Here is a 24,812-nt window from a genome sequence, read left to right on the forward strand (position 1 = left end):
GCGTGGCGGGTCGCAATTATGCAGGAATGCGGGGGCATTGCCCCGCCGGTGGTGCGATCAGCCGGCCTGCAGGCGCAGCACGCGGTCCGGTGGCACGCGCGTGATGCCGCGCAGTGCCAGCCAGCCGAGGCCGCCGACCAGAATCCCGCCCGCCACCGGCCCGAGCAGCCAGGGCCACCAGGGCATGGCGAAGGGGATCTCGAAGACGCGCGCCGCCAGCGCCACGGCCACCCCCTGCGCGATGCCCGCCGCCAGCGCGCCGGCGGCCGTGCCCAGCGCGCCGTACTCCACCAATAGTGCGCGCCTGATGAAGGCGCGCCGCGCGCCCAGGGTGCGCAGCAGGGCAACCTCCCGCTCGCGCTCGGCGCGCGAGGTCTCGATGGCGGCGAGCAGCACGATTAGGCCGGCGGCCAGCGCGAAGGCGAGCAGGAAGGCCAGCGCGGCGACGACGCGGTCCATCACCGCACGCACCTGCTCGAGCAGCGCGCCGATATCGATGGGCGTGATATTCGGAAAGGCTGCGACCAGATCGCGCAGTAGCGGTCCGCGCGCGGCGTCGAGATGGAAGCTGGTCAGCCAGCTTGTCGGCACCTGGCCTTCCAGCGCCCCCGGCGTGGCCATCAGGAAGAAATTGGGCCGGAAGCTGTCCCACTGCACGCTGCGCAGGTTGTGCACTTCGAACTGCCGATCCTCGCCGGCGAAGCGCAGCGTCAGCGTGTCGCCGATGGCCAGATCCAGGCGCTCAACGGCGTACTCGTCGGCCGACAGCAGCGCCTCGTCCTGCTCGGCGGGCGACCACCATTGGCCTTCGAGCAGCTGGTTGTCCCCAGGTAGCTCGGCGCTCCAGGAGAGATTGAAATCGCGGTTGATCCAGCGCCGGGTTTCCTCGTCCTCGAAATCCGAGGCCGACACCGCCTCGCCGTTGAGTGCCACTAGCCGCCCGCGCGCCATGGGCCAGAGGCGCACATCGGTCAGCTCGCGCTCGGCGAGAAAGTCGCGCAGCGGCTGGCGCTGATCGGCCTGGACGTTGATCAGGAAGACGTTCGGCGTGCCCGGCGGCAGGCTCGCCTGCCACTGCGTCAGCATCTCGACGCGCACGATGGCCATCAACAGCAGCGCCAGCAGCACCAGGCCGAGCGCGGCCGCCAGGCCGCCGGCGCTGCGCCGGCGCCGCGCCAGATTGGCCAGGCCCAGCCGCCAGGCGGCACCGGCCGCGCCGCTGCGGCGCAAGCCCTCGAAGACCGCCAGCAGGCTGCGCGCGATGAAATAGAGCAGCAGCGCGACGGCCGCTGCTCCGCCGATTACTGCCGCGGTCAGCGTCAGGCTGCGCGCCTGCATGCCTACCAGTAGCACCAGTCCGATCAACGCACCCAGGCGCAGGCTCCAGGCACTGCCGCGGGCAGAGTCCGCCGCGCGCTGGAAAACACGCATGGGCGAGACGTCGCGTACTGCCAGCACGGCCGGCATCGCGAAGCCCACCAGCAGCAGCGCACCGAGGAGCGCGGCACGGCCCGCGGGCATCCAGGAGGCAGGTGCCGGCAGGCCGGCGTCGAAGAGGGTGCCGGCCAGCAGTGCAATCACGCCCTGGCCGGCCAGGGCAATAAGCAGACCCAGCGCGATGCCGACGCCGCCGAGGGTGAGCAGCAGGCCGAGTAGTGCTCGCCCGATGAAGGCGCGCGTCGCGCCCAGCACGCGCAGCAGCGCGGCCTCGTCGCGCAGCCCGCGGCCGAAGCTGTCCGCGGCGATCATGGCTGCTGCCGCGGCGAGGATTAGCGCGCAGACGACAGTGAGATCCAGAAAGACGCCGGCTCGATCCAGTGCGGCGGCGAGCTCGCGACGTGCCTCGGCGGGGGTCTCGAAGGTGACGCCCGCCGCCTCTGCCTGCTCACGCAGCGCGGCCAGCGCTTGCTGGTCGCCGGCGAGCTGCAGGGCGTAGCGCACACGTGCGCCTTCCCCGGTCAGCCCGGCATCGACGAGATCGTCGGCGTGCAGCATCAGCCGCGGCGCCAGGTCACCGAAGCCGCCGCCGCGGTCGGGCTCGAAAGCCAGTGCGCTGGCGACGCGCAGCGTGATAGTGCCCACCTGCACCTCGGCGCCAGGCGTCAGGCCCAGTTCGGCCCAAAGCCGGTTGTCGACGTAGATCTCTCCGGCTCGCGGCGGCGGTGCGGATCGGGCTTCGCCGAAGGGGGCGTCCGACACGCGTAGTTCGCTACGCAATGGGTAGCCGGCTGCCACAGCCTTCAGCGAGGCCAGTGCGCTCGCTTCTTCGGAGCCGAAGACCACGCTCGGCATGGTGGCGAAAGCGGCTGTGCGCAGACCAGCGTCTTCGGCGGCGCTGCGCAGAGCCTCAGGGATGGGCTGGCGGCTGCGCAGCACGGCGTCAGCACCGATGCTCTCGCCACTCTGCGCCACCAGCGCGGCGCGCACGCGTTCCGAGAACAGTCCCACGGCGCCGGCTGCGCCCACTGCTACGGCCAGTGCCGCCACCAGCAGAAGGGCGCTGCGCTGTTGCCAGCCGTGACGCGCACGGCGCAGCGCGTAGCGCAGCGGCGAGGCAGTCGTCATGCGGTGCTGCCGCGCGGGGTGGCGATCTGCTCGAGCAAGCCGTCGGCGAGATGCAGACGCCGGCCGCAACGGCCAGCGAGCTGATGATCGTGCGTCACCAGCACCAGTGTTGTACCGGATTCCTGATTGAGGGCGAAGAGCAGCTCAATGATCTGAGCGCCGGTTGCCGCGTCCAGCGAGCCGGTGGGCTCATCGGCGAAGAGTATTGCGGGCCGGGTTACCCACGCGCGCGCCAGCGCCACGCGCTGCTGCTCGCCGCCCGAGAGTTGATGCGGATAGTGGCCGTGTCGCTGTGCCAGCCCGACGCGGGCTAGCGCATCGGCGGCGCGGGCTGCGGCATCGTGGCGCCCCGCCAGCTCAGCGGGCAGCATGACGTTCTCCAGGGCCGTGAAGCCGGCGAGCAGATGAAAGGACTGGAAGACGAAACCAACAGTGTCGGCGCGCGCTGCCGCGCGCGCCTCCTCGTCCATGGCGCTGGTATCGCGACCGTTGAGTAGCACGCGACCGCTGGTGGGTGTATCCAGGCCAGCGAGCAATGCGAGCAGTGTGGTCTTGCCCGATCCACTTGTACCGAGGATGGACACGGACTCCCCAGGGGCGACGTCAAGCTCGACACCGCGCAGAATGTCCAACTTCTGCAAACCACTTGACACGCTCTTGCACAACTTTTCGGCACGAATGATGGATCGCATGCGGCTGCTGACTCTTCTGCTGGTGGTGGCGGTCCTGCCGCTGCCGGCCGCGGCTGCGCCCAAAGTGCTGGTGCTGGGCGATTCGCTGTCGGCTGCCTACGGCATCGCGCTGGAGGCGGGCTGGGTGCATCTCTTCCAGGAGCGTATACGCAGCCGCGGTCTGCCGCACCAGGTGATCAACGCCAGTGTCAGCGGCGAAACCACCAGCGGCGGGCTGGAAAGGCTGCCCGATCTGCTGGACAAGCACGAGCCCGAGCTTGTGCTGATCGCGCTGGGCGGCAACGACGGCCTGCGCGGGCTGCCGATTCCGCGCATGGAGGAGAACCTGCGCGCGATGCTCGACAGCGTGCAGGCGGCCGGGGCCGAGGCGGCGCTCTTCGAGATGCGCATCCCCAGCAACTACGGCGCCACCTATACCCAGCGTTTCCGCGCCGCTTTCTCGCAGGTCGCCGAGGCCGAGGGTGCTGTACTGGTCCCCTTCCTCCTGGCCGACATCGCCGGCGACCCTAGCGCCTTCCTCGACGACGGCATCCATCCTTCGGCGCAGACGCAGCCGGTCATTCTCAAGGCTGTTTGGCCGCATCTACTGCCGATGCTCGGCGCATCCAAAAGCGGCAGCGACCGTAACTGACAACAAGCCACTCACGAATATCTCATGCGTATTGCCGTCATCGGTTCCGGGATCTCCGGTCTGAGCGCCGCCTATCTGCTCAGCCGCCGCCACGAAGTCACGCTCTTCGAGGCCGGCCAGCGTCTGGGCGGCCACAGCAACACCGTCCAGGTCGAAGCCGGGACGGGGCAGCTCGCCATCGATACCGGCTTCATCGTCTGCAACGCTGTGAACTATCCGAACTTCTACAAGCTGATGGCCGAGCTGGGCGTCGCGCTGGTGCCCAGCGATATGTCCCTGGGCGTTTCGGTAGCGCAGGGGCGCGTGGAATGGGCCGGCGACGACAACCTGCTGAAGATCTTCGCGCAGCCGTCGCTGTTGGCTTCGCCGACCCATCTGCGCATGCTGACTTCCGTGCTGCGCTTCAATCGGCACGTCAAGAAGCTGCTCGCCGAGGATCGCTTGCCCGAGATCACGCTCGGCGAATTTCTTGAGCAGCACGGTTACCCGATGGCGCTACGCGTGCGCTACGTTGCGGCCATGGCAGGTCCGATCTGGAGTTGCTCCACGCGCGGTGTGATGGAATTCCCCTTTCCGGCCTTCGCGCGTTTCTTCGAAAGCCACGGCTTGCTCAGCGTCGCCGATCGCCCCCAGTGGATGACGGTTGACGGTGGCTCGCGCAGCTACGTCGAGCGCCTGCGCGCGAAGAGCCGCGCCACCATCCATACCGGTATGCCGGTACGCGGGCTCAGCCGCCACGCCGAGGGCGCGCGCCTGCGCACGGACGCCGGCGAAGCCGAATTCGATGTTGTTCTCTGTGCGGCGCACTCCGATCAGGCGCTGGCCCTGCTTGAGGACGCCAGCGCCGAGGAGCGCGCCGTGCTCGATGCGGTGCCCTTTGCCAGCAACCACGCCGTGCTGCACCGCGATCCCGGCCTGATGCCGCGCCGCCGCCGCGTCTGGTCGAGCTGGAATGCGCTGCTCGCCGAGGACGGACTCAGCGATAGCCCCATCGGTGTGACCTATTGGATGAATCGGCTGCAGCCGCTGCGCACGGATCAACAATGGTTCGTCAGCCTCAATCCGCCGCGGCCGCCAGCGCGCGAGAGCGTGGTCTACGAGACCACCTACACACACCCGCAATACACGCCGGCCACCATCGCCGCGCAGCAGCGGCTGCCTTCGATCCAGGGCGGCAATCGCGTCTGGTGGGCCGGCGCCTGGACGGCCTACGGTTTCCATGAGGACGGTCTGCGCTCGGGGCTGCGCGCCGTCGCGGGCATCGATCGCGACTGTCTTCCGGAATGGGTGGAGGGACTGTGAGCAGTATTCTGGCTAGAGACGAGGCCGTGCTCTACAGCGCGCGGGTCATGCACCGCCGGCGTGTGGCGCCCTTCTATCGCTTCGTCTACCGCGTCTTCTATCTGCTGCTGGATGTCGACCGCATCGCCGATACGGCGCGCCGGCACCGCCTGTTCTCCTACAACCGCTTCAACCTGATCAGTTTTTACGACGCCGATCACGCCGTGCCACCGGGCGGCTTGCGCGCCTGGGTTGATCGCACCCTGGCTGAGCGCGGCATCCGTCTGCACGGCGGGCGTGTGCGCCTGCTCTGCATGCCGCGCGTGCTGGGCTTCGTCTTCAATCCGATCAGTATCTTCTATTGCGAGGATGCTTCCGGAGAGCTGCGCGCGGTCATCGCCGAGGTGCGCAATACTTTTGGTGAGCGTCATTGCTATGTGCTCGATGCCGATGGCGCTCCGCTGGCCTGGGAAGCGTCACTGGAAAAGTCCAAGCGCTTCCACGTCTCCCCCTTCTTCGATGTCGAAGGTGGCTATCGCTTCAGGCTGCATGAGCCCGACGCGCGTCTGCGTGTCGCGATCTCCGCGTACGGCCCCGACGGCCCGCTGCTCGATACCGTGCTCAGCGGCGAAGCACGCAGCTTCGACGCGCCCCGCATTCTCCGCACTGTTGCCGCCATGCCCTGGATGACCGTCAAGGTCGTTGCTGCCATTCACTGGCAGGCGTTGAAGATCTGGCTGCGCGGCGCCGCCTTTCATCGCAAACCCGAAACGCCCCCTCAGGAGACCAGCTGATGGCACGAGATCCCTCCCCCCGCTACGACGACGCGCAGGGACAAGAACCCCTGATGCACGCTCTCACCGAGCCCATGCAAGGCGATCGCGTCTCGGGCAAGGGCCTGAGCCTGGGCCTGCGGCTGCTGCTCTACATGCTGCGCGGCCTGCGCGTCGGCAGCCTGAGCGTCGAGCTTCCCGATGGCAGCCGGCGCGAGTTCGAGGGCAGCATCACCGGCCCGCATGGCGTGATGCAGGTGCGCCGTGCCGATCTGGTCGGTCACGTCATGCGTGGCGGTGAGGTCGGCTTCGGCGAGGCCTATATGGCCGGCTGCTGGGATTCTCCCGATCTGACCACCCTGCTCCGCGTGCTCTATCGCAACGAGCCGCATTTCCGTGGACCCTATGACAAGAATCTGCTCGGCCGCATGGTGGGCGCCCTGCAGCATCGGTTGCGCCTGAGCAAGTCTCGGGCACGCGACAACATCGCCCATCACTACGATCTCGGCAATAGCTTCTATCGCCAGTGGCTGGACGGAACGATGGCCTATTCCAGCGCCGTCTTTGCCACGTCGGAGCAGTCGCTGGAAGCTGCCCAGATCGAGAAGTTCCGCCGGCTTGCCGAGCGACTCGAGCTTCGCCCGGAACATCACATGCTGGAGATCGGCTGCGGCTGGGGAGGCTTCGCGATCTGGTGCGCGCAGCGCTACGGCTGTCGCGTCACCGGCCTGACGCTGTCCACCGAGCAGCTGGAAGAGGCGCAGGCGCGCGCAGAGGCCGCTGGCGTGGCCGACCGCGTCAGCTTCCGGCTCGAGGATTATCGCGATCACGACGGCGTCTACGACCGTATCGCCAGCATCGAGATGTACGAGGCCGTCGGCGAGCGGCACTGGCCGGGATACTTCCAGGCCGTGCACGACGCACTGGTGCCGGGCGGTCGCGCCGCCATACAGGGCATCACCCTCGCGCCGGAGATATTCGACAGCTATCGGCGCAAGCGCGATTTCATTCAGAAGTACATCTTTCCGGGCGGCATGCTCTGCCCGCCTGAGCACTTCCGGGCGCTTGCAGCGGAAGCCGGCCTGGAAAGCAGTGACGCTCGCTTCTTCGCCGACGATTACGCGCGCACGCTGGCAATCTGGCATCGCAACGTGATGGCCTGCGCCGATCGCGTCACCGAGCAATTCGATGCGCGCTTCCTGCGCATGTGGCGCTACTACCTCGCCTACTGCGAGTGCGGCTTCCTCACCGGTTCCATCGACCTCATGCAGATCACGCTGCAGCGCCGCGCCTGAGGCGCCCTCAGGCGACCGCGCGCGGGTCGTCGTCGCCGTCTTCGCGCAACAGAGCTTCAACCCGGGCGCGGTCGAGGCGCTGCACGGGTTGGCCGTCGGCCGGTGACAGCGGTTTCTGGCGGCGGCCAAGTTCATCGAAGATGGCGATGTCGACGCCGACGTCGCCGGCGTTGAAGTGCAGCAGCGGAATGTCCTGCGTGCGGCCGTCGCCGAAGCGGTAGCGGCGCTCGCCGGTCTCGAAGGTGATGCCGCGCTCCAGAAAGAAAAGATCCAGCGCCTCGGCCATATCCGCGAAGCAGTGCAGCTGCAAGCGATGTCCGCCGTGCGCTGCCCCCGTGGCGGCGGCTCCCACCATGCGTGGCGAGAAGTCGGCGAGCAGTGTCATGACTTCCAGAGCGGTCTTGCGCATGCGACGCAGCTGGGTGTGATACGCGTCGCCGCCGAATAGCTGCTGGTACTCCAGCACCGCAGCCTGGATGTCGGAATTGGCCGGCATTGCCGTGCGCAGGCTGAGCCCGAGCCGCTGCGAAGCCTTCTGCTTGGCCAGCCGGTAGTCGGTGAGCCGTTCCTCGACGAGGATGCGCGCTGTCTCGCGGACCAGATCCACACCGGCAAGGCTTGCCGATCGCTTGCCCATGATTGCTGCCCCACCGGAACCTGCGAATAACTTATGCAGGTGTAGCGATGGCGTCAACGTTGTCGCGCGCCGATATAGAGAGTTGCTATCGAGAGTTAGTAGAGCGCGTCCAGCGCGGAACCGCCAGGTTCGCTGCTGGTGGCATGTTCCATGTCCGGCAACCGCTCTTCGGGCAGCGTCTCGAAGACTACCGACTCGGCATCCGGGTGTGCGATGAGACCGCTGTCCGCGTCGATGCGCACGTCGATCAGGCCCTCAGGTCGCGGCATGAAGCCTTGCGGAACGCCTTCCAGAGCGACGTTCATGAAATCGATCCATACCGGCAGTGCCGCGCGTGAGCCGCCTTCGCCGCGTCCTAGCCGGCGCGGTTGATCGTGGCCGATCCAGACCGCCGCCGCGAGTTCGCGCTGGATGCCGACGAACCAGGCGTCGGCCTCGTCGTTGGTCGTTCCCGTCTTGCCCGCGATGTCGCTGCGCCCCAGCCGTGTGGCGCGGGCGCCGGTGCCCCGGCGCGTGACGTCGCGCATCATGTCGGCCGTCATCCAGGCGACGCGTTCGTTGACGGTGCGCGGTAGGCAACCCGGCACTTCCAGTGGTGCGGGAGGTAGCGCCCCCTCGGCCTTGCGCCGTTCGCTGGGCAGCGCCGCACTGGTGGGCACCGGCATGCTGATGGTGGCAGGGACGAGATCCTCCGCCTCGCCTTCCGCTTCGTCTTCGGTGGCGTCCTGCGCGCGCGTGGCCTCGTACTCGAAAGTCGCCGGCAGCGGGTTGTCGCACAGTGGCGGAATCGGCGTAACGATGGGGCGGGCGTTCTCCTCGGCGCGGTCGATGCGCGCGATGAAGTAGGGGTCCACCAGGTGGCCGCCGTTGGCGAAAGTGGCGAAGGCGCGGGACATTTCCAGCGGCGTGAAGACTGGGCTGCCCAGCGCCAGCGATAGATTGTTCGGCATGCGTTCCAGCGGTAGGCCGAATCGTGTGGCGTAGTTGCGCCCGACCTCTACCCCGATGCTGCGCAACAGCTTGATGGAAATGATGTTGCGCGAGTGCACCAGCGCCTCGCGCAGGCGTGTCGGCCCGTGGAAGCGGCCGCTGTAGTTGCGAGGGCGCCACTTCGCCTCCAGCGCGTAGTCCTCCATGACGATAGGGGCGTCGATGAGCACCGAGGCCGGGGTAAATCCCTGATCGAGGGCCGCAGCGTAGATGATCGGCTTGATGGCGCTGCCCGGCTGTCGTTCGGCCTGGATGGCGCGATTGAAGCGGCCATCGAAGAAGTCGTAGCCGCCGACCAGTGCGGTGATGGCGCCGCTGTCGGGCCGCATGGCTACGACTGCACCCTGAGCGATGGGCTCGGCCGCGAGTCGCCAGTCGGCTTGCTCGGGGTCGACTTCGGCTTCATCTCCCTCGCCATCCCGGTTTTCGAGATAGACGAGGGCGCCGCGAGTCAGTCGGGTGTCGCCCAGCTCGGCCCAGTCGTAGTCCTCGGGCGTGAGGCGTGCGCGATCGCCGGTAGCCAGTGTCAGCTGCATGCCTTCTGCATCGTGTGAAAGCACGACGGCGCGGGTCAGCCCGGCCAGGCGCGGCAGCTCGTTGATGCCGGTGATCACGGCCTCCGCGAGCGGCTCGCCGCCCAGCTCATCGCGTACTGTCTCGGCGATCATCGGGCGATTCGTCCGGTAGCCCTGGCGTGCGCTGTGCTCGCGCAGATGCCGGCGCAGCGCGTTGGTGGCGGCCTTCTGCTGGCGGCTGTCGATGGTCGTGGTGACACGGTAGCCGTCGGTGTACGCGGCATCGCCGTAGCGGTCGATCATCTCCTGGCGCACCATCTCGGCGACGAAATGCGCATCGACGTCGACATCGGCGCGCTCGGGGTTGGCGATCACCGGCTCGGCACGCGCGCGCTGCAGCGCCGCATCGTCGATGTAGCCGAGATCGTGCATGCGCCCCAGCACGTAGTCGCGCCGCTCGAGTGCGCGCTCCGGATCGTTGACCGGATTGTCGCGCGAGGGGGCCTTGGGCAGCCCGGCCAGCACTGCCATCTGGGAGACGCTGAGCTCCGCCACCGGCTGGCCGAAGTAGACCTTGGCGGCGGCGCCGACGCCGTAGGCGCGCTCACCGAGGTAGATCTTGTTGAGATAGCTCTCCAGGATCTGTTCCTTGGACAGCACCTCTTCCATACGCAGCGCCAGGAAGATCTCGCGGATCTTGCGCTCGTAGGTGCGCTCGCGCGTAAGGAAGAAGTTGCGCGCGAGCTGCATCGTGATCGTGCTTCCGCCCTGGCTGCGCTCACCGGTCAGCATCAGATTGATGCCGGCGCGCAGGATTCCCTGCCAGTCGACGCCCGGATGCTCGAAGAAGCGCGCGTCCTCGGCAGCGATGAAGGCTTCAATAAGCGGCTTCGGAAGCTCCGCATAGTCCAGCGGATCACGCCGCTCGGCGCCGAACTCGCCGATAAGCTTCCCATCGCGCGTATAGATGCGCAGCGGCACCTGCAAAGGGAGCTCCTGCACGGCCTCGACCGAGGGCAGATCGCCTTCGTAGATTTTCTTGGCGACGAAGAAGCCCGCAGTGGCCAGCGCGGCCCCCGCCGCGAGGACGACGATCAGCACAAAGCCCGTGCGCAGGGCGATTCTGGAGGCGAGAGACATGAGAAAGGCAGGCGGACCGAAAGCGACAGAGAGCGTAGCAGTGGCGCTATGCGCTGCCGCATGGCGCTTACATATCAGGGGCTTGGGTGAAGAATCTAGTGTTGCATCCGAGCTTCACCGCGTTATATTAGCGGACACAGGCCGATGCAGCCGGGGGGAGGAGCTGCGCGGTCGCCACGCGAGCGGTGCCTAGATGGGAGTGATGCCGAGGCTGTTCGGGCGCAGGAGCCAGCCACTGGTTGGCGTGGATATTTCCGCGTCCGCCATCAAGCTGGTGGAGCTGTCCGGTGACGAAGACGACCCGCAGGTCGTCGCCTTCGCGGTGGAGCCTTTACCTGAGGGCGCCATCATTGATCGACAGATCAGTGATCCCGATGCCTTGGCCAGCGCCCTCAAGCGCACGCTGTCGCGCGCCGGTACGAAGACGCGGCGCGTCGCCCTGGCCGTACCGGGCGCCTCGGTGATTTCCAAGGTCATCACCATGCCGGCCTCGCTCTCCGAGAACGATATGGAAGAGCAGATCGCCGTCGAGGCTGATCAGTACATTCCCTATCCGGTCGCCGAGGTCAGCCTGGACTTCGAGGTCATCGGCCCTTCGGAGAATGACCCTGACGCAGTGGACGTATTGCTGGCCGCCTGCCGTCGCGAGCACGTCGAGGCGCTGACCCAGGTTCTGGAGCTGGCCGAACTCGAGCCCGCCGTCGTCGACGCCGAACCCTTCGTGCTGGAGAACGCCTGCGACTATCTGCGTCGCCAGATGCCGGCGGAAGGCAGCGGCCATACCGTGGCGGTGATCGACATCGGCAACAGCGCCACGCATGTCAACGTGCTGCACGATGGCGACAGCGTCTTCTCGCGCGAACACAGCGTCGGTGGCCGCAACCTGACCGAGGAGATCATGCGCGCCTACGGCATGGACCTGGCGGAGGCGGCGCAGGCGAAGAAGGAGAACGCGCTGCCCGAGGACTATCGCGAATCGATCCTGATTCCCTTCTTCGACGAAGTCGCTCAGCTCGTGGATCGCAGCTTCCAGATGTTCTTTGCCTCGGGGCGTGTCAGCCAGCACATCGACCAGCTGCTGATCGCCGGTGGCTCGGCTTATCTGGAAGGCATCGTCGAGCATCTCGGCCAGCGCCTGCAGATCCCCGCCGAGCGCGCACGCCCGCTGACCGGCATGAAGGTGGCCCTGCGCAGCCGCTCCGCGAATCTGGAACGCAACGAGAGCGCGCTGCTGCTCGCCCTCGGTCTGGCCTCCCGAACCTTTGACCCGGTGCGCTAGCCTATGGCCACGCACATCAATCTTCTGGATTGGCGCACCGCGCGTCGCGAGCGCCGGCTCCAGGAATTCAAGAAGCAGATGATCGGTGCAGCCGTCCTCGGTGGCGCCGTCGCCTTGCTGTGGTGGATGCACGCCGGCTCGGTGCTCTCCGATCAGCAGGCGCGCAACAATCTGCTGCGTAGCGAGATCCAGCGGCTCGACCAGGAAATCAAGGAGATCTCGCAGCTCGAACAGGTCCAGCAGAATCTGTTGGCGCGCATGGAGGTCATCGATTCGCTGCAGGCTTCGCGTTCGGCGACCGTGCATTTCTTCGATCAGCTCGTGGAGACCCTCCCCGACGGCGTGCATTTGCAGAGACTTCAGCAGAACGATCAGGAAGTCACGATCGAGGGCATCGCCGAGTCGAACGCGCGCGTATCGAGCTACATGAAGAATCTGGACACGTCACGCTGGTTCGACAACCCGCGCCTGGTGGTCATCCGCAGCAACCAGCGCGAGAACGATCGAGTGCGCCAGTCCCAGTTCACGCTGCGGGTGCAGGTACTGCGCGATCCGCAGAGCGCGAATGAGGAGGGCGACGATGCAGATTGATCTGCGCCGCCGTTTCGAGGAGCTGCAGGGCCTGGATCTGCAGAATCCGGGCAGCTGGCCGGATTGGGTGCGGACAGCCGCCGCCGTGCTGCTGGCCACGGTGCTGATCGCCGGTAGCTACTGGTACCTCATCAAGGATCGCTACGTCGAGGCCGAGCGCGCCGCGCGTACCGAGCAGGAGCTGCGTAGCGAATTCGAGACCAAGCAGCGCCGCGCTGCCGCCCTCGACGCCTACCGCGCCCGCCTTGAGCAAATGGAACGCGACTTCGGCGCCATGCTGCGTCAGCTGCCCGGCAAGGCCGAGGTCGCGAACCTGCTCAATGACATTTCGCGCACGCGCAGCGCCAACAATCTGGACGAGGAGATCTTCGAGCCGCAGTCGGAGATCGTGCGTGACTTCTACGCCGAGCTGCCGAATCGCATCGTCGTCGTCGGCACCTTCCACGACATGGCGCGCTTCGTCTCGGATATCGCTGAGCTGTCGCGCATCGTGACCATCGAACAGGTGGAGATCTCGCGCACCGGTGGTGGCGGTGGCAACGACAGCGATGCGCCCACCGAGTTGCGCATGTCGGCTACAGCCAAGACCTACCGCTACCTTGATGACGACGAACTCGCCGCGCAGCGCAGCAGCGGCGCGCGCAGGGGGCGGCGATGAAGACGGCCCGACTGCTTCTGCCGCTCGCCGCGCTGTTTCTGGTGGCCTGCGACGACGGGCGTGAGGATCTGCGCGCCTATATCGACCGCATCAACGATCGGCCCGGGCGCGAGCTGGAACCGCTGCCCGAGCCGAAGCCTTACGAAAGCTTCGTCTATCGCGAGGCTGACCGCCGCGACCCCTTCGCACCGATTCGCCCCCAGCGCGAGGAGAGGCGTGGCGGGCTGCGCCCGGATCAGGACCGGCCGCGCGAGCCGCTGGAAGCCTATCCGCTGGACAGCCTGACGATGGTCGGCTTGATCGAGCGCGCGGGTACCCGTTTCGCGCTGCTCCGCGACCCAGAGAATAAGATTCACCGCGTATCCGTCGGCATGCACGCCGGCCAGAACTATGGCCGCATCACGGCCGTGACGCCCACCGAAACGCAGCTCGTCGAGATCGTTCCCGATGGCTTCGGCGGCTGGACCGAGCGCCCGGCCACGATCCCGCTCGCCGAGTAGAGAATCATGCAGGAGACCGATTCCATGTCCGGACAACTCATCATGCGGCACTTGCGCCGGGGGGCAGGCGGCCTGCTGCTGGCCGTGCTCGCCACCGCCGCGCCCGCTCAGTCCGAGCGCAGCATCGAGGCGATCGATCACGTCGCCCTCGACACCAATAGCGTGCGCATCACCCTTACCTTCGACGGCCCGGCGCCCGAGCCGAAGAGCTTCTTCGTCGAGGAACCGGCGCGGCTGTCCATCGATCTGCCGAATACTCGTCTTGGCGATCTGGGCCGCGTGCACCGCATCAATGTCGGTGACACGCGCTCGCTGGCGCTGGCCGAGGCCAGCGACCGGACGCGTGCGGTGCTTGAGTTGACCGCCGCGTTGCCCTATCAGATCACACGCGATGCCAATCAGCTCAATATTCTCGTCAATGCCGGAGAGAATCGGCAGGCCGTAACGAAGCCGGCGGGAGAACAGACAGCCGGCGCCGGTGGCGCCGAGCCGACCCGCGAGGCGGCGAAGCAGAAAGACGCTCCCGCAGGTCCGGCGATCCGCAACATCGATTTCCGCCGCGGCGAAGACGGTGCTGGACGGGTCATCGTTGACCTCACCCGCGCAGATGTCCGCATCGACAGCAGTGAATCGGAAGGCCGCATCATTGCGCGCTTCCGGGATGCCCGCGCCTCGTCCGAGCGCTACGAGCGCCTCGACGTGCTGGATTTCGCCACCCCCGTCAAGAGCATCGCACTGCGTCCGGATGGCAGCGACAGTGAGCTGGTCGTCACGCCCATCGCCGACGCGCGCTATGAGCAGATCGCCTATCAGGCCGGTCGTCGCTACACCATCGAGCTGAAGCCGCTCAGCGAGGCGGAGGAACGTGAGCGCGACGTTGCCGAGCCGGTCTACGAAGGCGAGCGCATCTCGCTGAGTTTTCAGGATGTCGAGGTCCGCTCGCTGCTGCAGATCATTGCGGATGTCGCTGAAACCAATCTGGTCGTCTCCGACAGCGTCGACGGCAGTATGACGCTGCGCCTGGAGAATGTGCCCTGGGATCAGGCGCTGGACATCGTTCTGCGTCAGCGCGGGCTTGGTATGCAGGAGCGCGGCAACGTCATGATGATCGCGCCTAACAGCGAGATCACCGAGCGCGCCTCGCAGGAGCGCGCCGCCCGGCGCGCCCGTGAAGAGCTGTCGCCGCTGCGTACCGAGGTCATCCAGGTCAACTACTCGCGCGCCGGCGATCTCGCCGGAATCATCCGCGAGGCCTCCGAGCAGCGCGAGGGTGGCGGTAACTCCGAGAACGATGTGCGCGAATCCGAGCTGCTCAGCCGGCGCGGCAAGATTACCGTCGACGAGCGTACCAACTCGCTGATCGTGCAGGAGGCGCGCGACAATCTCGCCGCGATTCGCCGCCTTGTCCAGCGCCTGGACGTGCCGGTGCGCCAGGTGCTCATCGAATCGCGCATCGCTATCGTCAACGACGATTTCGAGAAGAACCTCGGCGTGCAGGCCGGCTTCACGAGCATTGGCACGACGGGAGACGCCACGGTCGGCTTCAGCGGCTCGGGCAACGCCGCCAACACCGTAGTCAACGGCGGTGTTCCCGGCTTCGCCGATCGTCTGGGCGTGCGCCTGCCCATCGCCAGCCCCGCCGGCCAGTTTGGCGTTGCCGTGCTGGGTAGCGACTTCCTCGTCGATCTGGAGCTGTCGGCCATGCAGTCCGAAGGTCGCGGTGAGCTGGTCTCGACGCCGCGTGTCGTGACGGCCGACCGCAGCGAGGCGGTCATCAAGCAGGGCCTGCAGATTCCGATCACCACGCGCAGCCAGCAGGACGCCGAGTCGACCACTACGGAGTTCGTCGACGCGCTGCTTGAGCTGCGCGTCACGCCCGAGATCACTCCGGACGACGGCGTTTTCCTGAATTTGCTGGTGACGCGCAATGAGCCCGATTTCACGCAGGTGAACGCCGACGGCAATCCGGCCATCGCCACGCGCGAAGTCGGCACGCGCGTTCTGGTGCGCACCGGTGAAACCCTTGTGCTCGGCGGTGCCTATGAGTCGGAAACCACCGAGACGGTGACCAAGGTGCCGTTGCTCGGCGATATACCGATCATCGGTCGGCTGTTCCGCAGCGACTCGAGCATGAACAGTCAGCGCGAGCTGCTGGTCTTCGTGACGCCGAAGATCCTCAAGGAAGGCCTCGATATCGGCGGCGAGTGATTCCGGGGCCGGTCGCCGACTGGCGACCGGCCGGGCCGATATACTGCGCCCCCCTTGTATCGGGGAAGCTTGCTTCCCGCCTACCGTGAGCGTTCGCCCGCCCTTCAGGCTCCTGCAGCGACGCCGGCCGCGCAGCGAGCGGCCCGCCGCTCCCGCGTGCAGTGGCCGCATCTTCCTCGTCGGGCCCATGGGGTCCGGCAAGACGACGCTGGGCCGTCGACTCGCTTCGCTGCTGGGTATGGATTTCGTCGACAGCGACCACGAGATCGAGCGTCGTACCGGTGTCGATATCCCCTTCATCTTCGAGAAGGAGGGGGAGGCCGGCTTCCGGCGGCGCGAGCACGACATCCTCCAGGAACTTGCCGGCCGCGATGGCGTCGTGGTCGCCACTGGCGGCGGCGCGGTGCTGGACGCCGCGACGCGCGCTCGATTGCAGAAGGCCGGCCACGTCATCTATCTGCACGCCAGCGTCGACCAGCAGCTGCGCCGTACCGCGCGCAGCCGCCACCGCCCGCTGTTGCGCTCCGGCGACCGTCGCGCCATCCTCGCGCGGCTGCTCGCCGAGCGCGATCCGCTCTACCGCGAGACGGCTCACCGTATCGTTGCCACGGACGGGCGCAACACGCGCGCGCTCGCCCACGAGATCCATCGCAGCCTTATGCAGGAGAAGTCCGCGCCGTGACCGCAACCGCCCGACGTCTGCCCCCTCGTCAGCTGCAGGTCGAGCTGGGCGCGCGCACTTATCCCATCCGCATTGGTAGCGGGCTGATCGCCGACGCGGGTGCCTGGCGCGAGCTGCACGACCGCCCCGTGCGCCTGCTCAGCGACGAGGAAGTGGCGCGGCATTGGCTGAAGTCGGTGGTCGCGCAGCGCGACATCGCCCCGGAGCACACGCGCATCGTGCCGTCGGGCGAGGGCACCAAGACCATGCAGCAGGTGGAGGCCTGCCTCGACTGGCTGCTGGAGACGCGGATGCCGCGCGACGGCGTGCTGATTGCCCTCGGCGGCGGTGTTATCGGCGATCTTGCCGGTTTCGTGGCGGCGATCTATCAGCGCGGCATCGATTTCGTGCAGGTGCCGACGACGCTGCTGGCGCAGGTCGACTCCAGCGTCGGCGGCAAGACCGGCGTCAATCATGCGCTTGGCAAGAATCTCATCGGTGCCTTTCACCAGCCGCGGCTGGTGCTGGCCGACTGCGAGACACTTTCCACCTTGCCCGCCCGCGAGCTCAGCGCGGGTCTTGCCGAAGTCATCAAGTACGGCATGCTGGGCGACGCGGACTTCTTTGCCTGGTTGGAGGACAACATGGCCAAGCTGCGCGCCCTGGATGCGCAGCGTGTCATGGACGTCATCGAGCGCTGCTGCACGATGAAGGCTCAGGTCGTGGTTGCCGATGAACGAGAATCCGGGCGTCGCGCCCTGCTCAACCTGGGCCACACTTTCGCCCACGCCATCGAGACCCACACTGAATACGCGCGCTATTTGCATGGCGAGGCGGTGGGTATCGGCCTGGTCATGGCTGCAGGGCTGTCGCGCCGGCTGGGCTGGCTGAGCGCGAGCGAGGTCGAGCGCGTGCAGGCATTGGTGGCAGCCGCCGGTTTGCCCAGCACCGTCCCGGAGGACATGACACCGGCGGATTTCATGCGCCACATGGCACACGACAAGAAGGTGGTTTCCGGCCGGCTTCGCTTCGTGCTGCTGCGGCGGCTGGGCGAGGCGCTGGTCACCGGCGATGTGCCGGCGGAGCAGCTTTCGCGGCTGCTGGCCGAGTACTGCACGGCGACGGATTCGGCCTGATGGCCGTCGTGGCCTGGGCGGCCGACCCGGCGCGCAGCCGTGGCCGGCATTACGCCGAGCCGGCGCCGTCGGGGCGCAGCGAGTACCAGCGCGACCGCGACCGCATCGTGCACAGTGGCGCCTTCCGCCGGCTGGAGTACAAGACCCAGGTATTTCTCAACCACGAAGGCGACTGGTTCCGGACGCGGCTGACGCATTCGCTGGAAGTCGCGCAGATCGCGCGCTCGCTCGCGCGCTCGCTGACGCTGGACGAGGATCTGGTGGAGGCGATCTGCCTGGCGCACGACCTCGGCCATACCCCCTTCGGCCACGCCGGTCAGGACGCGCTCAATGCCTGCATGAAGGACCTCGGCGGCTTCGAGCACAACCTGCAATCGCTGCGCGTGGTCGACGAGCTGGAAGACAAGTACGCCGACTTCCGTGGCCTGAATCTCACCTTCGAGACGCGCGAGGGCATCCTCAAGCATTGCTCGCGCGCGCGCGCCGCCGAGCTGGGTGCGCTCGGCGAGCGCTTCCTGAACGGTACGCAGCCGGGCATGGAGGCGCAGCTCGCCAATCTGGCGGACGAGATCGCCTACAACAACCACGACATCGACGACGGCATCCGCGCCGGCTTGATCAGCCTGGACGAGTTGGAGGCGCTGCCGTTGGTGGCGGAGCCGCTACGCGAGGTGCGCCGCCTGCATCCGCAGGCCAGCGACCGCCAGCGGCGGCACGAAGTCATCCGGCGCCTGATCACGATTCTTGTCGACGACCTGCGCGCCACCACCGAGGCGCGCCTGGCCACGGCTGCGCCGGACTCGCCGGAAGCCGTGCGCGCTCAGTCGCGCCCGATGGTGGCCTTCTCCGACGCCATGCGCACGCAGGCCACCGAACTCAAGCGCTTCCTCTACACCCGCGTCTATCGCCACCACCGCGTTTACCGCATGACGCGCAAGGCCCAGCGCGTCATCCGCGAGCTCTTCGAGGCGCTGGTGGACGATCCGCTGCTGCTGCCGCCCGAGTTCCAGGCCGTGGCTGCGGCCGGCCGCGAGGCCGAGGGCGAGGCCGGCGTGGCGCGGGCCGTAGCCGACTATATCGCCGGCATGACCGACCGTTACGCGCTGCATGTCCACGGCAGCTTGTTCAACCTCCGGCAGGTGGATTGAAAAAGCGCGATAATAGCGACTTGCGCTAGCGATCAAAGGGCCGCTTTTCCTTGACACAAAAGGCTTGCTGATCGATAGTCGCCGGTCGCGCTGCGGCGAATTCCGACGTCTGACCCCGAGAACAGGCGCCCATCTGGAACAGGTGGCGCGTCACGGGGGAGTGTCGCCGCAGCCTCCATGCGCCTCCACCATGGATTGCTTATGTCGATGCAGCTCCCCGCTTCCGGCCTGTACCGCCCGGCCTTCGAGCATGACAACTGCGGCTTCGGCCTGATTGCCAATATGGATGGCAAGGCCAGCCATTGGCTGGTTCAGACCGCCGTTACCGCCCTGGCGCGCATGACGCACCGCGGCGCCATTGCCGCCGACGGCAAGACCGGCGACGGCTGCGGCCTGCTCATGAAGAAGCCGGACGCCTTCCTGCGCGCGGAAGCCGACAGGCTCGGCTTCGCCCTCGGCGAGCTGTATGCCGCCGGCAACGTCTTCCTGTCCAACGACACCGCCGAACAGAGCGCCCAGCGCGAGGCCATCGAGGCCGGCTGCGTGCGTCACGGCCTGCGCGTCGCCGGCTGGCGCACGGTGCCTACCGATTCCAGTGTCTGCGGCGAGGAGGCGCTGTCGACGCTGCCCGCCATCGAGCAGGTCTTCGTCGTGCCCGAGGGCGCCGCGCTGGATGCGCGCGCTTTCGAGATCCGCCTGTTCAAGGCGCGGCGCAATGCCGAGAAGCGCATCAGCGAGAACGGCAACGAAGATTTCTACATCACGCATCTGTCGTCGCATTCGCTGGTCTACAAGGGGCTGGTGATGCCGGAGCATCTGCCGGCCTTCTACCAGGATCTGTCGAATCCGGAGCTGGCCTCGGCCATCTGCGTTTTCCATCAGCGCTTCTCGACCAACACCATGCCGCGCTGGAATCTGGCGCAGCCCTTCCGCTTCCTCGCCCACAACGGCGAGATCAACACCATCCAGGGCAACCGCAAGTGGGCGGTGGCGCGCGCCAAGAAGTTCGCCTGCGAGGCGCTGGGCGACATCGAGGAGATCACGCCGCTGGTCGGCCAGCACGGCTCGGACTCCGAGTCGCTGGACCACATGCTGGAAGTGCTGCTCGCCGGCGGCAAGGACATCTTTGCCGCCATGCGCGCACTGATCCCGCCGGCCTGGCAGAACGTCGAGCATCTCGACCCGGATGTGCGCGCCTTCTTCGAGTACAGCTCGATGAATCTCGAGCCCTGGGACGGGCCGGCCGGTGTTGTGCTGACCGATGGTCGCTACGCGGCCTGCTGCCTGGACCGGAACGGTCTCCGCCCGGCGCGCTATGTACTGACCAAGGACCGCCACATCACGCTGGCCTCGGAGGTCGGGGTCTGGGACTACAAGCCCGAGGATGTGCTGGAGAAGGGCCGCCTGCGTCCGGGCCAGATGATCGCCGTCGATACCAGCAACGGCGAGATCCTGCAGCCGGCTGACATCGACGCGAAGCTGGCCGAGCGTGCGCCCTACAAGAGCTGGCTGAAGAACAGCGTGCAGCGGCTGCAGGCGCGGCTGACCGAGAGCCCCGAGATGCTGGACCGCATCGGTGCCGATTCGGTGGCGATCTACCAGAAGCTCTTCAACCTCAGCTACGAGGAGCGCGAGCAGGTGCTGCGCGTGCTGGCCGAGGCCGGCGCCGAAGCCATCGGTTCGATGGGCGATGACACGCCCATGGCCGTGCTGTCGCAGCAGCAGCGCTCGCTCTACGACTACTTCCGGCAGGTCTTCGCCCAGGTCACCAACCCGGCCATCGACCCGCTGCGCGAGCAGATCGTCATGTCCCTGGAGTGCCAGCTGGGCGCCGAAAGCGGGGTCTTCGACGAGACCGCCGAGGGGGCTTCGCGCCTGCTCGTCGACTCGCCGGTGCTGTCCGAAGGCAAGTTCAAGCAGATGCTGGCGCTGGGTGCCGAGAACCCCGACTACGCACATCAGGTCATCGACCTGAACTACGATCCGGCCGAGACGAAGCTCCAGGCCGCCGTCGAGGCGGTCTGCGAGCGCGCCGTCTCCGCCGTGCGCGCCGGCAAGGTCATCCTGGTGCTGTCGGATCGCGGTGTGGCGCGTGACAAGCTGCCCATCCACGCGCTGCTGGCCACCGGCGCGGTGCAGAACCGCCTGATCAACGAGGGCCTGCGCACGGACTGCAATCTCATCATCGAGACGGCCACCGCGCGCGACCCGCACCACTTCGCCTGCCTCATCGGCTACGGCGCGTCCTGCGTCTATCCCTATCTGGCCTACGCCACGCTCTACGATCTGCGCGGCCGCGGTCAGATCCCCGGGCGCGAGGACGTCGATCTGGCGCGCGCCTATCGCAAGGGCATCAACAAGGGCCTCTACAAGATCATGTCGAAGATGGGCATCTCGACGGTAGCGAGCTACCGCGGCGCCCAGCTTTTCGAGATCGTGGGCCTGGGCAGCGAGGTGGTGGATCTGTGCTTCACGGATTCCATCTCGCGCATCGAGGGTGCGCGCTTCTCCGACCTCGAGAAGGACCAGCAGCACCTGGCCTGGCGCGCCTGGAACCCGCGCAAGCGCATTGACCAGGGCGGCCAGTACAAGTTCGTGCACGACAAGGAGTACCACGCCTACAACCCGGACGTGGTCTCGGTGCTGCACCAGGCCGTGCAGAACAGCGATGTCGAGAAGTACCGCGAGTTCGCCGATCTGGTGAACCATCGCCCGGTGGCGACGGTGCGCGACCTGCTCAAGCTGAAGCTGGCCGATGAGCCGCTGCCGATGACGGAGATCGAATCGGTGGAGCGCATCTTCACGCGCTTCGACTCCGCCGGCATGAGCCTGGGCGCATTGTCGCCCGAGGCGCACGAGGCGCTGGCGGTGGCGATGAACCGCATCGGTGGCCGCAGCAACTCGGGCGAGGGTGGCGAGGATCCGGAGCGCTACGGCACCGAGAAGACCTCCAAGATCAAGCAGGTGGCCTCCGGCCGCTTCGGCGTGACGCCGCACTATCTGGTCAACGCCGAGGTTATCCAGATCAAGGTCGCGCAGGGCGCCAAGCCCGGCGAGGGCGGCCAGCTGCCCGGCGACAAGGTGGACGCGCGCATCGCCAAGCTGCGCTTCTCCATGCCGGGCGTCGCACTGATCAGCCCGCCGCCGCACCACGACATCTATTCCATCGAGGATCTGGCCCAGCTCATCTTCGACCTCAAGCAGGTCAATCCCGAGGCCATGGTCTCGGTGAAGCTGGTGTCGGGTCCGGGCGTGGGCACCATCGCGGCCGGTGTGGCCAAGGCCTACGCCGACTTCATCACGATCTCCGGCTACGACGGCGGCACCGGCGCGTCGCCGTTGACCTCGGTCAAGTACGCCGGTACGCCCTGGGAGCTCGGCCTGGCCGAGACGCACCAGACGCTGCGCATGAACAATCTGCGCGAGAAAGTGCGCGTGCAGACCGACGGCGGACTGAAGACCGGCCTGGACGTGGTCAAGGCCGCAATCCTGGGCGCGGAGAGCTTCGGCTTCGGCACCGCACCCATGGTGGCGCTGGGCTGCAAGTATCTGCGCATCTGCCACCTCAACAACTGCGCCACCGGCGTCGCCACGCAGAACAAGGTATTGCGCCTGCAGCACTTCATCGGCCTGCCGGAGATGGTGGAGAACTACTTCCGCTTCGTCGCCGAGGAAACGCGCGAGTGGCTCGCCAAGCTGGGTGTGCCGACCATCGAGGCGCTGATCGGTCGCACCGATCTGCTCGAGATCCTGCCCGGCGAGACCGACAAGCAGCGTCATCTCAACCTGCAGCCGATTCTGGACGCGGCCGGCATGGTTGCGGAGAGCGGTCACTACTGCACGGGCCCGAACCCGCCCTTCGACCGCGGCGAGCTGGCCGAGGAAATGGTGCGCGCGACCAAGCCGGCCATCGAGGCCGGCACCGGTGGCGAGTTCAGCTTCGAGGTGAAGAACAACAACCGCTCCATCGGTGCCCGCGTCTCGGGCGAGATCGCCCGGCACTGGGGCAACCAGGGCATGGCCGAGAACCCCATCACGCTACGCCTGACCGGCACGGCCGGGCAGAGCTTCGGCGTCTGGAACGCCGGCGGCCTGCATCTGGAGCTGGACGGCGACGCCAATGACTACGTCGGCAAGGGCATGACCGGCGGCCGCATCGTCATCCGGCCGCCGGCGGGTTCGAGCTTCGACACCCGCAAGACCGCCATCGTCGGCAACACCTGCCTCTACGGCGCCACCGGCGGCAAGCTCTTCGCGGCCGGCATGGCCGGCGAGCGCTTCGCCGTGCGCAACTCCGGGGCGACCGCTGTTGTCGAGTCTTTGGGCGACCACGGCTGCGAGTACATGACCGGCGGCGTCGTCGCCGTGCTCGGCGGCGTCGGCGTCAACTTCGGTGCCGGCATGACGGGCGGCTTCGCCTACATCCTCGACGAGGAGCGCACCTTCGTCGATCAGTACAACCACGAGCTGATCGATATCCATCGCATCGTTGCCGAGCACATGGAAGCGCATCAGCACTATCTGAAGGCGCTGATCGAGGAGTTCGTCGCGGCCACCGGCTCCAGCTGGGGCCAGACGGTGCTGGACGACTGGCGCGACTTCCTCGGCCGCTTCTGGCTGGTCAAGCCCAAGGCGCTGGAATTGACCGAGCTCTTCAACACGGTCAAGGCCGCCGCCTGACGGACCCCCTATGAGTACGAAGAACACGCTGCAATTCCTCGACGTCCCGCGGACCGATCCGGACAAGCTGCCGGTCGAAGTGCGCGTGGAAGACTATCGCGAGATCTATGGTGGCTACGACGAGGAGCACGCCAAGTCGCAGGCCGGGCGCTGCCTGGACTGCGGCAATCCCTACTGCGAGTGGAAGTGCCCGGTGCACAACTACATCCCGCAGTGGCTCAAGCTGGTCGAGGAGGGCAATCTCTTCGCGGCTGCCGAGCTGTCGCATGCCACCAACTCGCTGCCCGAGATCTGCGGCCGCGTCTGCCCGCAGGACCGGCTCTGCGAGGGCGCCTGCACGCTGAACGACGGCTTCGGCGCGGTGACCATCGGCTCGGTGGAGAAGTACATCACCGACGAGGCCTACAAGCAGGGCTGGCGGCCGGACATGTCCAAGGTCAAGCCCACCGGCAAGCGCGTCGCCGTCGTCGGCGCCGGTCCGGCCGGTCTCGGCTGCGCCGACGTGCTCGCCCGCAACGGGGTACAGGCCGTGGTCTACGACCGCTACCCGGAGATCGGCGGCCTGCTGACCTTCGGCATCCCGCCCTTCAAGCTGGAGAAGGAGGTCGTGCACAAGCGGCGCGAGATCCTGGAGTACATGGGCGTGGAGTTCCGCCTGGGCGTGGATGTCGGTACCGACATCTCGATGCAGGAGCTGCTCGACCAGTACGACTCGGTCTTCCTCGGCACCGGCACCTACACCTACATGAAGGGCGGCTTCCCGGGCGAGGATCTGCCCGGCGTCTATGACGCGCTGCCCTTTTTGGTCTCCAACATCAACCGCCAGCTCGGCTTCGAGAAGTCGCCTTCCGACTGGATCAGCATGGAAGGCCGGCGCGTCGCCGTGCTCGGCGGCGGTGATACGGCCATGGACTGCACACGCAGTTCCATTCGCCAGGGCGCCGACGAGGTCTACTGCGTCTATCGCCGCGACGAGCAGAACATGCCCGGCTCGCGGCGCGAGGTGGCCAACGCCAAGGAAGAGGGCGTGGAGTTCCTCTTCAACCGTCAGCCCATCGAGATTGTCGGCGACGACCGCGTCGAGGGTGTGCGCGTAGTCGAGACGCGCCTCGGCGCGCCGGACAACCGCGGCCGCCGCCGGCCGGAGCCGGTGCCCGGCTCGGAGTCGGTGATCGAGTGCGACAACGTCATCATCGCCTTCGGGTTCCGGCCGAGCCCCGGCGACTGGCTGGCCGAGCACAACATCGCCCAGCACGAGGACGGCCGCATCTTCGTCGGCACCGGCAAGAACGGCAGCGTCGCCTATCAGACGACGAATCCGAAGATCTTCGCCGGCGGCGACATGGTGCGCGGCTCCGATCTCGTCGTGACCGCCGTCTTCGAGGGCCGCGGCGCTGCCGAGGGCATCCTCGAGACGCTCGGGGTCTGAGCG

General features: G+C 67.1%; 18 protein-coding genes. 14 read left to right on the forward strand and 4 right to left on the reverse strand.

Annotated features, from left to right (window positions below; translation table 11 throughout):
• Positions 1 to 57: 57 nt before the first annotated feature.
• Complete coding sequence (locus U743_RS15745; protein ID WP_043769599.1) at positions 58 to 2,565, reverse strand: ABC transporter permease; 2,508 nt, start codon at positions 2,563 to 2,565, stop codon at positions 58 to 60.
• Complete coding sequence (locus U743_RS15750; RefSeq protein ID WP_043769602.1) at positions 2,562 to 3,257, reverse strand: ABC transporter ATP-binding protein; 696 nt, start codon at positions 3,255 to 3,257, stop codon at positions 2,562 to 2,564. Before U743_RS15750 ends, U743_RS15745 begins: the two co-directional genes overlap by 4 nt.
• On the opposite strand from U743_RS15750, the gene U743_RS15755 reads away from it, so the two are divergent.
• From U743_RS15755 to U743_RS15770, 4 genes are read left to right on the forward strand one after another with little or no spacing between them, the layout of a single operon-like run.
• Entirely contained in the window at positions 3,256 to 3,888 is a 633-nt protein-coding gene (locus U743_RS15755; RefSeq protein WP_232226812.1) for an arylesterase, read from the forward strand. The genes U743_RS15750 and U743_RS15755 overlap by 2 nt on opposite strands.
• Positions 3,889 to 3,912: 24 nt before the next feature.
• Complete coding sequence (locus U743_RS15760; RefSeq protein ID WP_043769604.1) at positions 3,913 to 5,190, forward strand: NAD(P)/FAD-dependent oxidoreductase; 1,278 nt, start codon at positions 3,913 to 3,915, stop codon at positions 5,188 to 5,190.
• Positions 5,187 to 5,963, forward strand: coding sequence for a DUF1365 domain-containing protein (locus U743_RS15765; protein WP_232226813.1), 777 nt, complete (start codon positions 5,187 to 5,189; stop codon positions 5,961 to 5,963). Before U743_RS15760 ends, U743_RS15765 begins: the two co-directional genes overlap by 4 nt.
• Positions 5,963 to 7,237 (forward strand): SAM-dependent methyltransferase, encoded by a 1,275-nt coding sequence (locus U743_RS15770; RefSeq protein ID WP_232226814.1) that lies wholly within the window; start codon positions 5,963 to 5,965, stop codon positions 7,235 to 7,237. Before U743_RS15765 ends, U743_RS15770 begins: the two co-directional genes overlap by 1 nt.
• Before the next feature lie 7 nt (positions 7,238 to 7,244).
• Here the strand turns inward: U743_RS15770 and U743_RS15775 are convergent, their stop codons facing one another.
• Positions 7,245 to 7,874 carry a hypothetical protein gene (locus U743_RS15775; RefSeq protein WP_043769610.1) on the reverse strand — a complete coding sequence of 210 codons (630 nt, stop codon included), beginning with the start codon at positions 7,872 to 7,874 and terminating at the stop codon, positions 7,245 to 7,247.
• A 95-nt stretch (positions 7,875 to 7,969) separates the two neighbouring features.
• Positions 7,970 to 10,519, reverse strand: a complete 2,550-nt coding sequence (locus U743_RS15780; protein ID WP_052368285.1) for a penicillin-binding protein 1A — start codon at positions 10,517 to 10,519, stop codon at positions 7,970 to 7,972.
• Positions 10,520 to 10,763: 244 nt separating this feature from the next.
• Here U743_RS15780 and pilM point away from each other — a divergent pair, with 244 nt between their 5' ends.
• From pilM to U743_RS15830, 10 genes are all read left to right on the forward strand, one after another.
• The gene (gene pilM, locus U743_RS15785; RefSeq protein WP_052368286.1) at positions 10,764 to 11,798 is read left to right on the forward strand and encodes a type IV pilus assembly protein PilM; all 1,035 of its coding nucleotides are present in this window, start codon (positions 10,764 to 10,766) and stop codon (positions 11,796 to 11,798) included.
• Between the two features lie 3 nt (positions 11,799 to 11,801).
• A complete protein-coding gene (locus U743_RS15790) occupies positions 11,802 to 12,389 on the forward strand; it encodes a PilN domain-containing protein (protein ID WP_043769613.1) in 588 nt (195 codons plus the stop codon).
• Positions 12,379 to 13,047 carry a type IV pilus inner membrane component PilO gene (locus U743_RS15795; RefSeq protein ID WP_043769616.1) on the forward strand — a complete coding sequence of 223 codons (669 nt, stop codon included), beginning with the start codon at positions 12,379 to 12,381 and terminating at the stop codon, positions 13,045 to 13,047. Before U743_RS15790 ends, U743_RS15795 begins: the two co-directional genes overlap by 11 nt.
• Positions 13,044 to 13,547 carry a pilus assembly protein PilP gene (locus tag U743_RS15800; protein WP_043769619.1) on the forward strand — a complete coding sequence of 168 codons (504 nt, stop codon included), beginning with the start codon at positions 13,044 to 13,046 and terminating at the stop codon, positions 13,545 to 13,547. The genes U743_RS15795 and U743_RS15800 overlap by 4 nt, the downstream gene beginning before the upstream one ends.
• A 24-nt stretch (positions 13,548 to 13,571) precedes the next feature.
• A complete protein-coding gene (gene pilQ / locus U743_RS15805; protein ID WP_198022078.1) occupies positions 13,572 to 15,755 on the forward strand; it encodes a type IV pilus secretin PilQ in 2,184 nt (727 codons plus the stop codon).
• A 169-nt stretch (positions 15,756 to 15,924) separates the two neighbouring features.
• Positions 15,925 to 16,437 carry a shikimate kinase gene (locus U743_RS15810; protein WP_043772522.1) on the forward strand — a complete coding sequence of 171 codons (513 nt, stop codon included), beginning with the start codon at positions 15,925 to 15,927 and terminating at the stop codon, positions 16,435 to 16,437.
• The gene (gene aroB, locus U743_RS15815) at positions 16,434 to 17,552 is read left to right on the forward strand and encodes a 3-dehydroquinate synthase (protein ID WP_232226815.1); all 1,119 of its coding nucleotides are present in this window, start codon (positions 16,434 to 16,436) and stop codon (positions 17,550 to 17,552) included. Before U743_RS15810 ends, aroB begins: the two co-directional genes overlap by 4 nt.
• Positions 17,552 to 18,700 (forward strand): deoxyguanosinetriphosphate triphosphohydrolase, encoded by a 1,149-nt coding sequence (locus tag U743_RS15820; protein WP_156966473.1) that lies wholly within the window; start codon positions 17,552 to 17,554, stop codon positions 18,698 to 18,700. The genes aroB and U743_RS15820 overlap by 1 nt, the downstream gene beginning before the upstream one ends.
• Positions 18,701 to 18,907: 207 nt before the next feature.
• The gene (gltB, locus tag U743_RS15825) at positions 18,908 to 23,380 is read left to right on the forward strand and encodes a glutamate synthase large subunit (RefSeq protein ID WP_198022161.1); all 4,473 of its coding nucleotides are present in this window, start codon (positions 18,908 to 18,910) and stop codon (positions 23,378 to 23,380) included.
• 10 nt (positions 23,381 to 23,390) lie between these two features.
• Positions 23,391 to 24,809 (forward strand): FAD-dependent oxidoreductase, encoded by a 1,419-nt coding sequence (locus U743_RS15830; protein ID WP_043769628.1) that lies wholly within the window; start codon positions 23,391 to 23,393, stop codon positions 24,807 to 24,809.
• Positions 24,810 to 24,812: the final 3 nt, after the last annotated feature.

This window comes from Algiphilus aromaticivorans DG1253 (assembly GCF_000733765.1).
Taxonomy (GTDB): Bacteria; Pseudomonadota; Gammaproteobacteria; order Nevskiales; family Nevskiaceae; genus Algiphilus; species Algiphilus aromaticivorans.

Coding starts and splice junctions, on each gene's coding strand:
- U743_RS15745 (WP_043769599.1), bottom strand. CDS start 2,565: ATGACGACTGCCTCGCCGCTGCGCTACGCGCTGCGCCGTGCGCGTCAC.
- U743_RS15755 (WP_232226812.1), top strand. CDS start 3,256: ATGCGGCTGCTGACTCTTCTGCTGGTGGTGGCGGTCCTGCCGCTGCCG.
- U743_RS15750 (WP_043769602.1), bottom strand. CDS start 3,257: ATGCGATCCATCATTCGTGCCGAAAAGTTGTGCAAGAGCGTGTCAAGT.
- U743_RS15760 (WP_043769604.1), top strand. CDS start 3,913: ATGCGTATTGCCGTCATCGGTTCCGGGATCTCCGGTCTGAGCGCCGCC.
- U743_RS15770 (WP_232226814.1), top strand. CDS start 5,963: ATGGCACGAGATCCCTCCCCCCGCTACGACGACGCGCAGGGACAAGAA.
- U743_RS15775 (WP_043769610.1), bottom strand. CDS start 7,874: ATGGGCAAGCGATCGGCAAGCCTTGCCGGTGTGGATCTGGTCCGCGAG.
- U743_RS15780 (WP_052368285.1), bottom strand. CDS start 10,519: ATGTCTCTCGCCTCCAGAATCGCCCTGCGCACGGGCTTTGTGCTGATC.
- U743_RS15790 (WP_043769613.1), top strand. CDS start 11,802: ATGGCCACGCACATCAATCTTCTGGATTGGCGCACCGCGCGTCGCGAG.
- U743_RS15795 (WP_043769616.1), top strand. CDS start 12,379: ATGCAGATTGATCTGCGCCGCCGTTTCGAGGAGCTGCAGGGCCTGGAT.
- U743_RS15800 (WP_043769619.1), top strand. CDS start 13,044: ATGAAGACGGCCCGACTGCTTCTGCCGCTCGCCGCGCTGTTTCTGGTG.
- pilQ (WP_198022078.1), top strand. CDS start 13,572: ATGTCCGGACAACTCATCATGCGGCACTTGCGCCGGGGGGCAGGCGGC.
- U743_RS15820 (WP_156966473.1), top strand. CDS start 17,552: ATGGCCGTCGTGGCCTGGGCGGCCGACCCGGCGCGCAGCCGTGGCCGG.
- gltB (WP_198022161.1), top strand. CDS start 18,908: ATGCAGCTCCCCGCTTCCGGCCTGTACCGCCCGGCCTTCGAGCATGAC.
- U743_RS15830 (WP_043769628.1), top strand. CDS start 23,391: ATGAGTACGAAGAACACGCTGCAATTCCTCGACGTCCCGCGGACCGAT.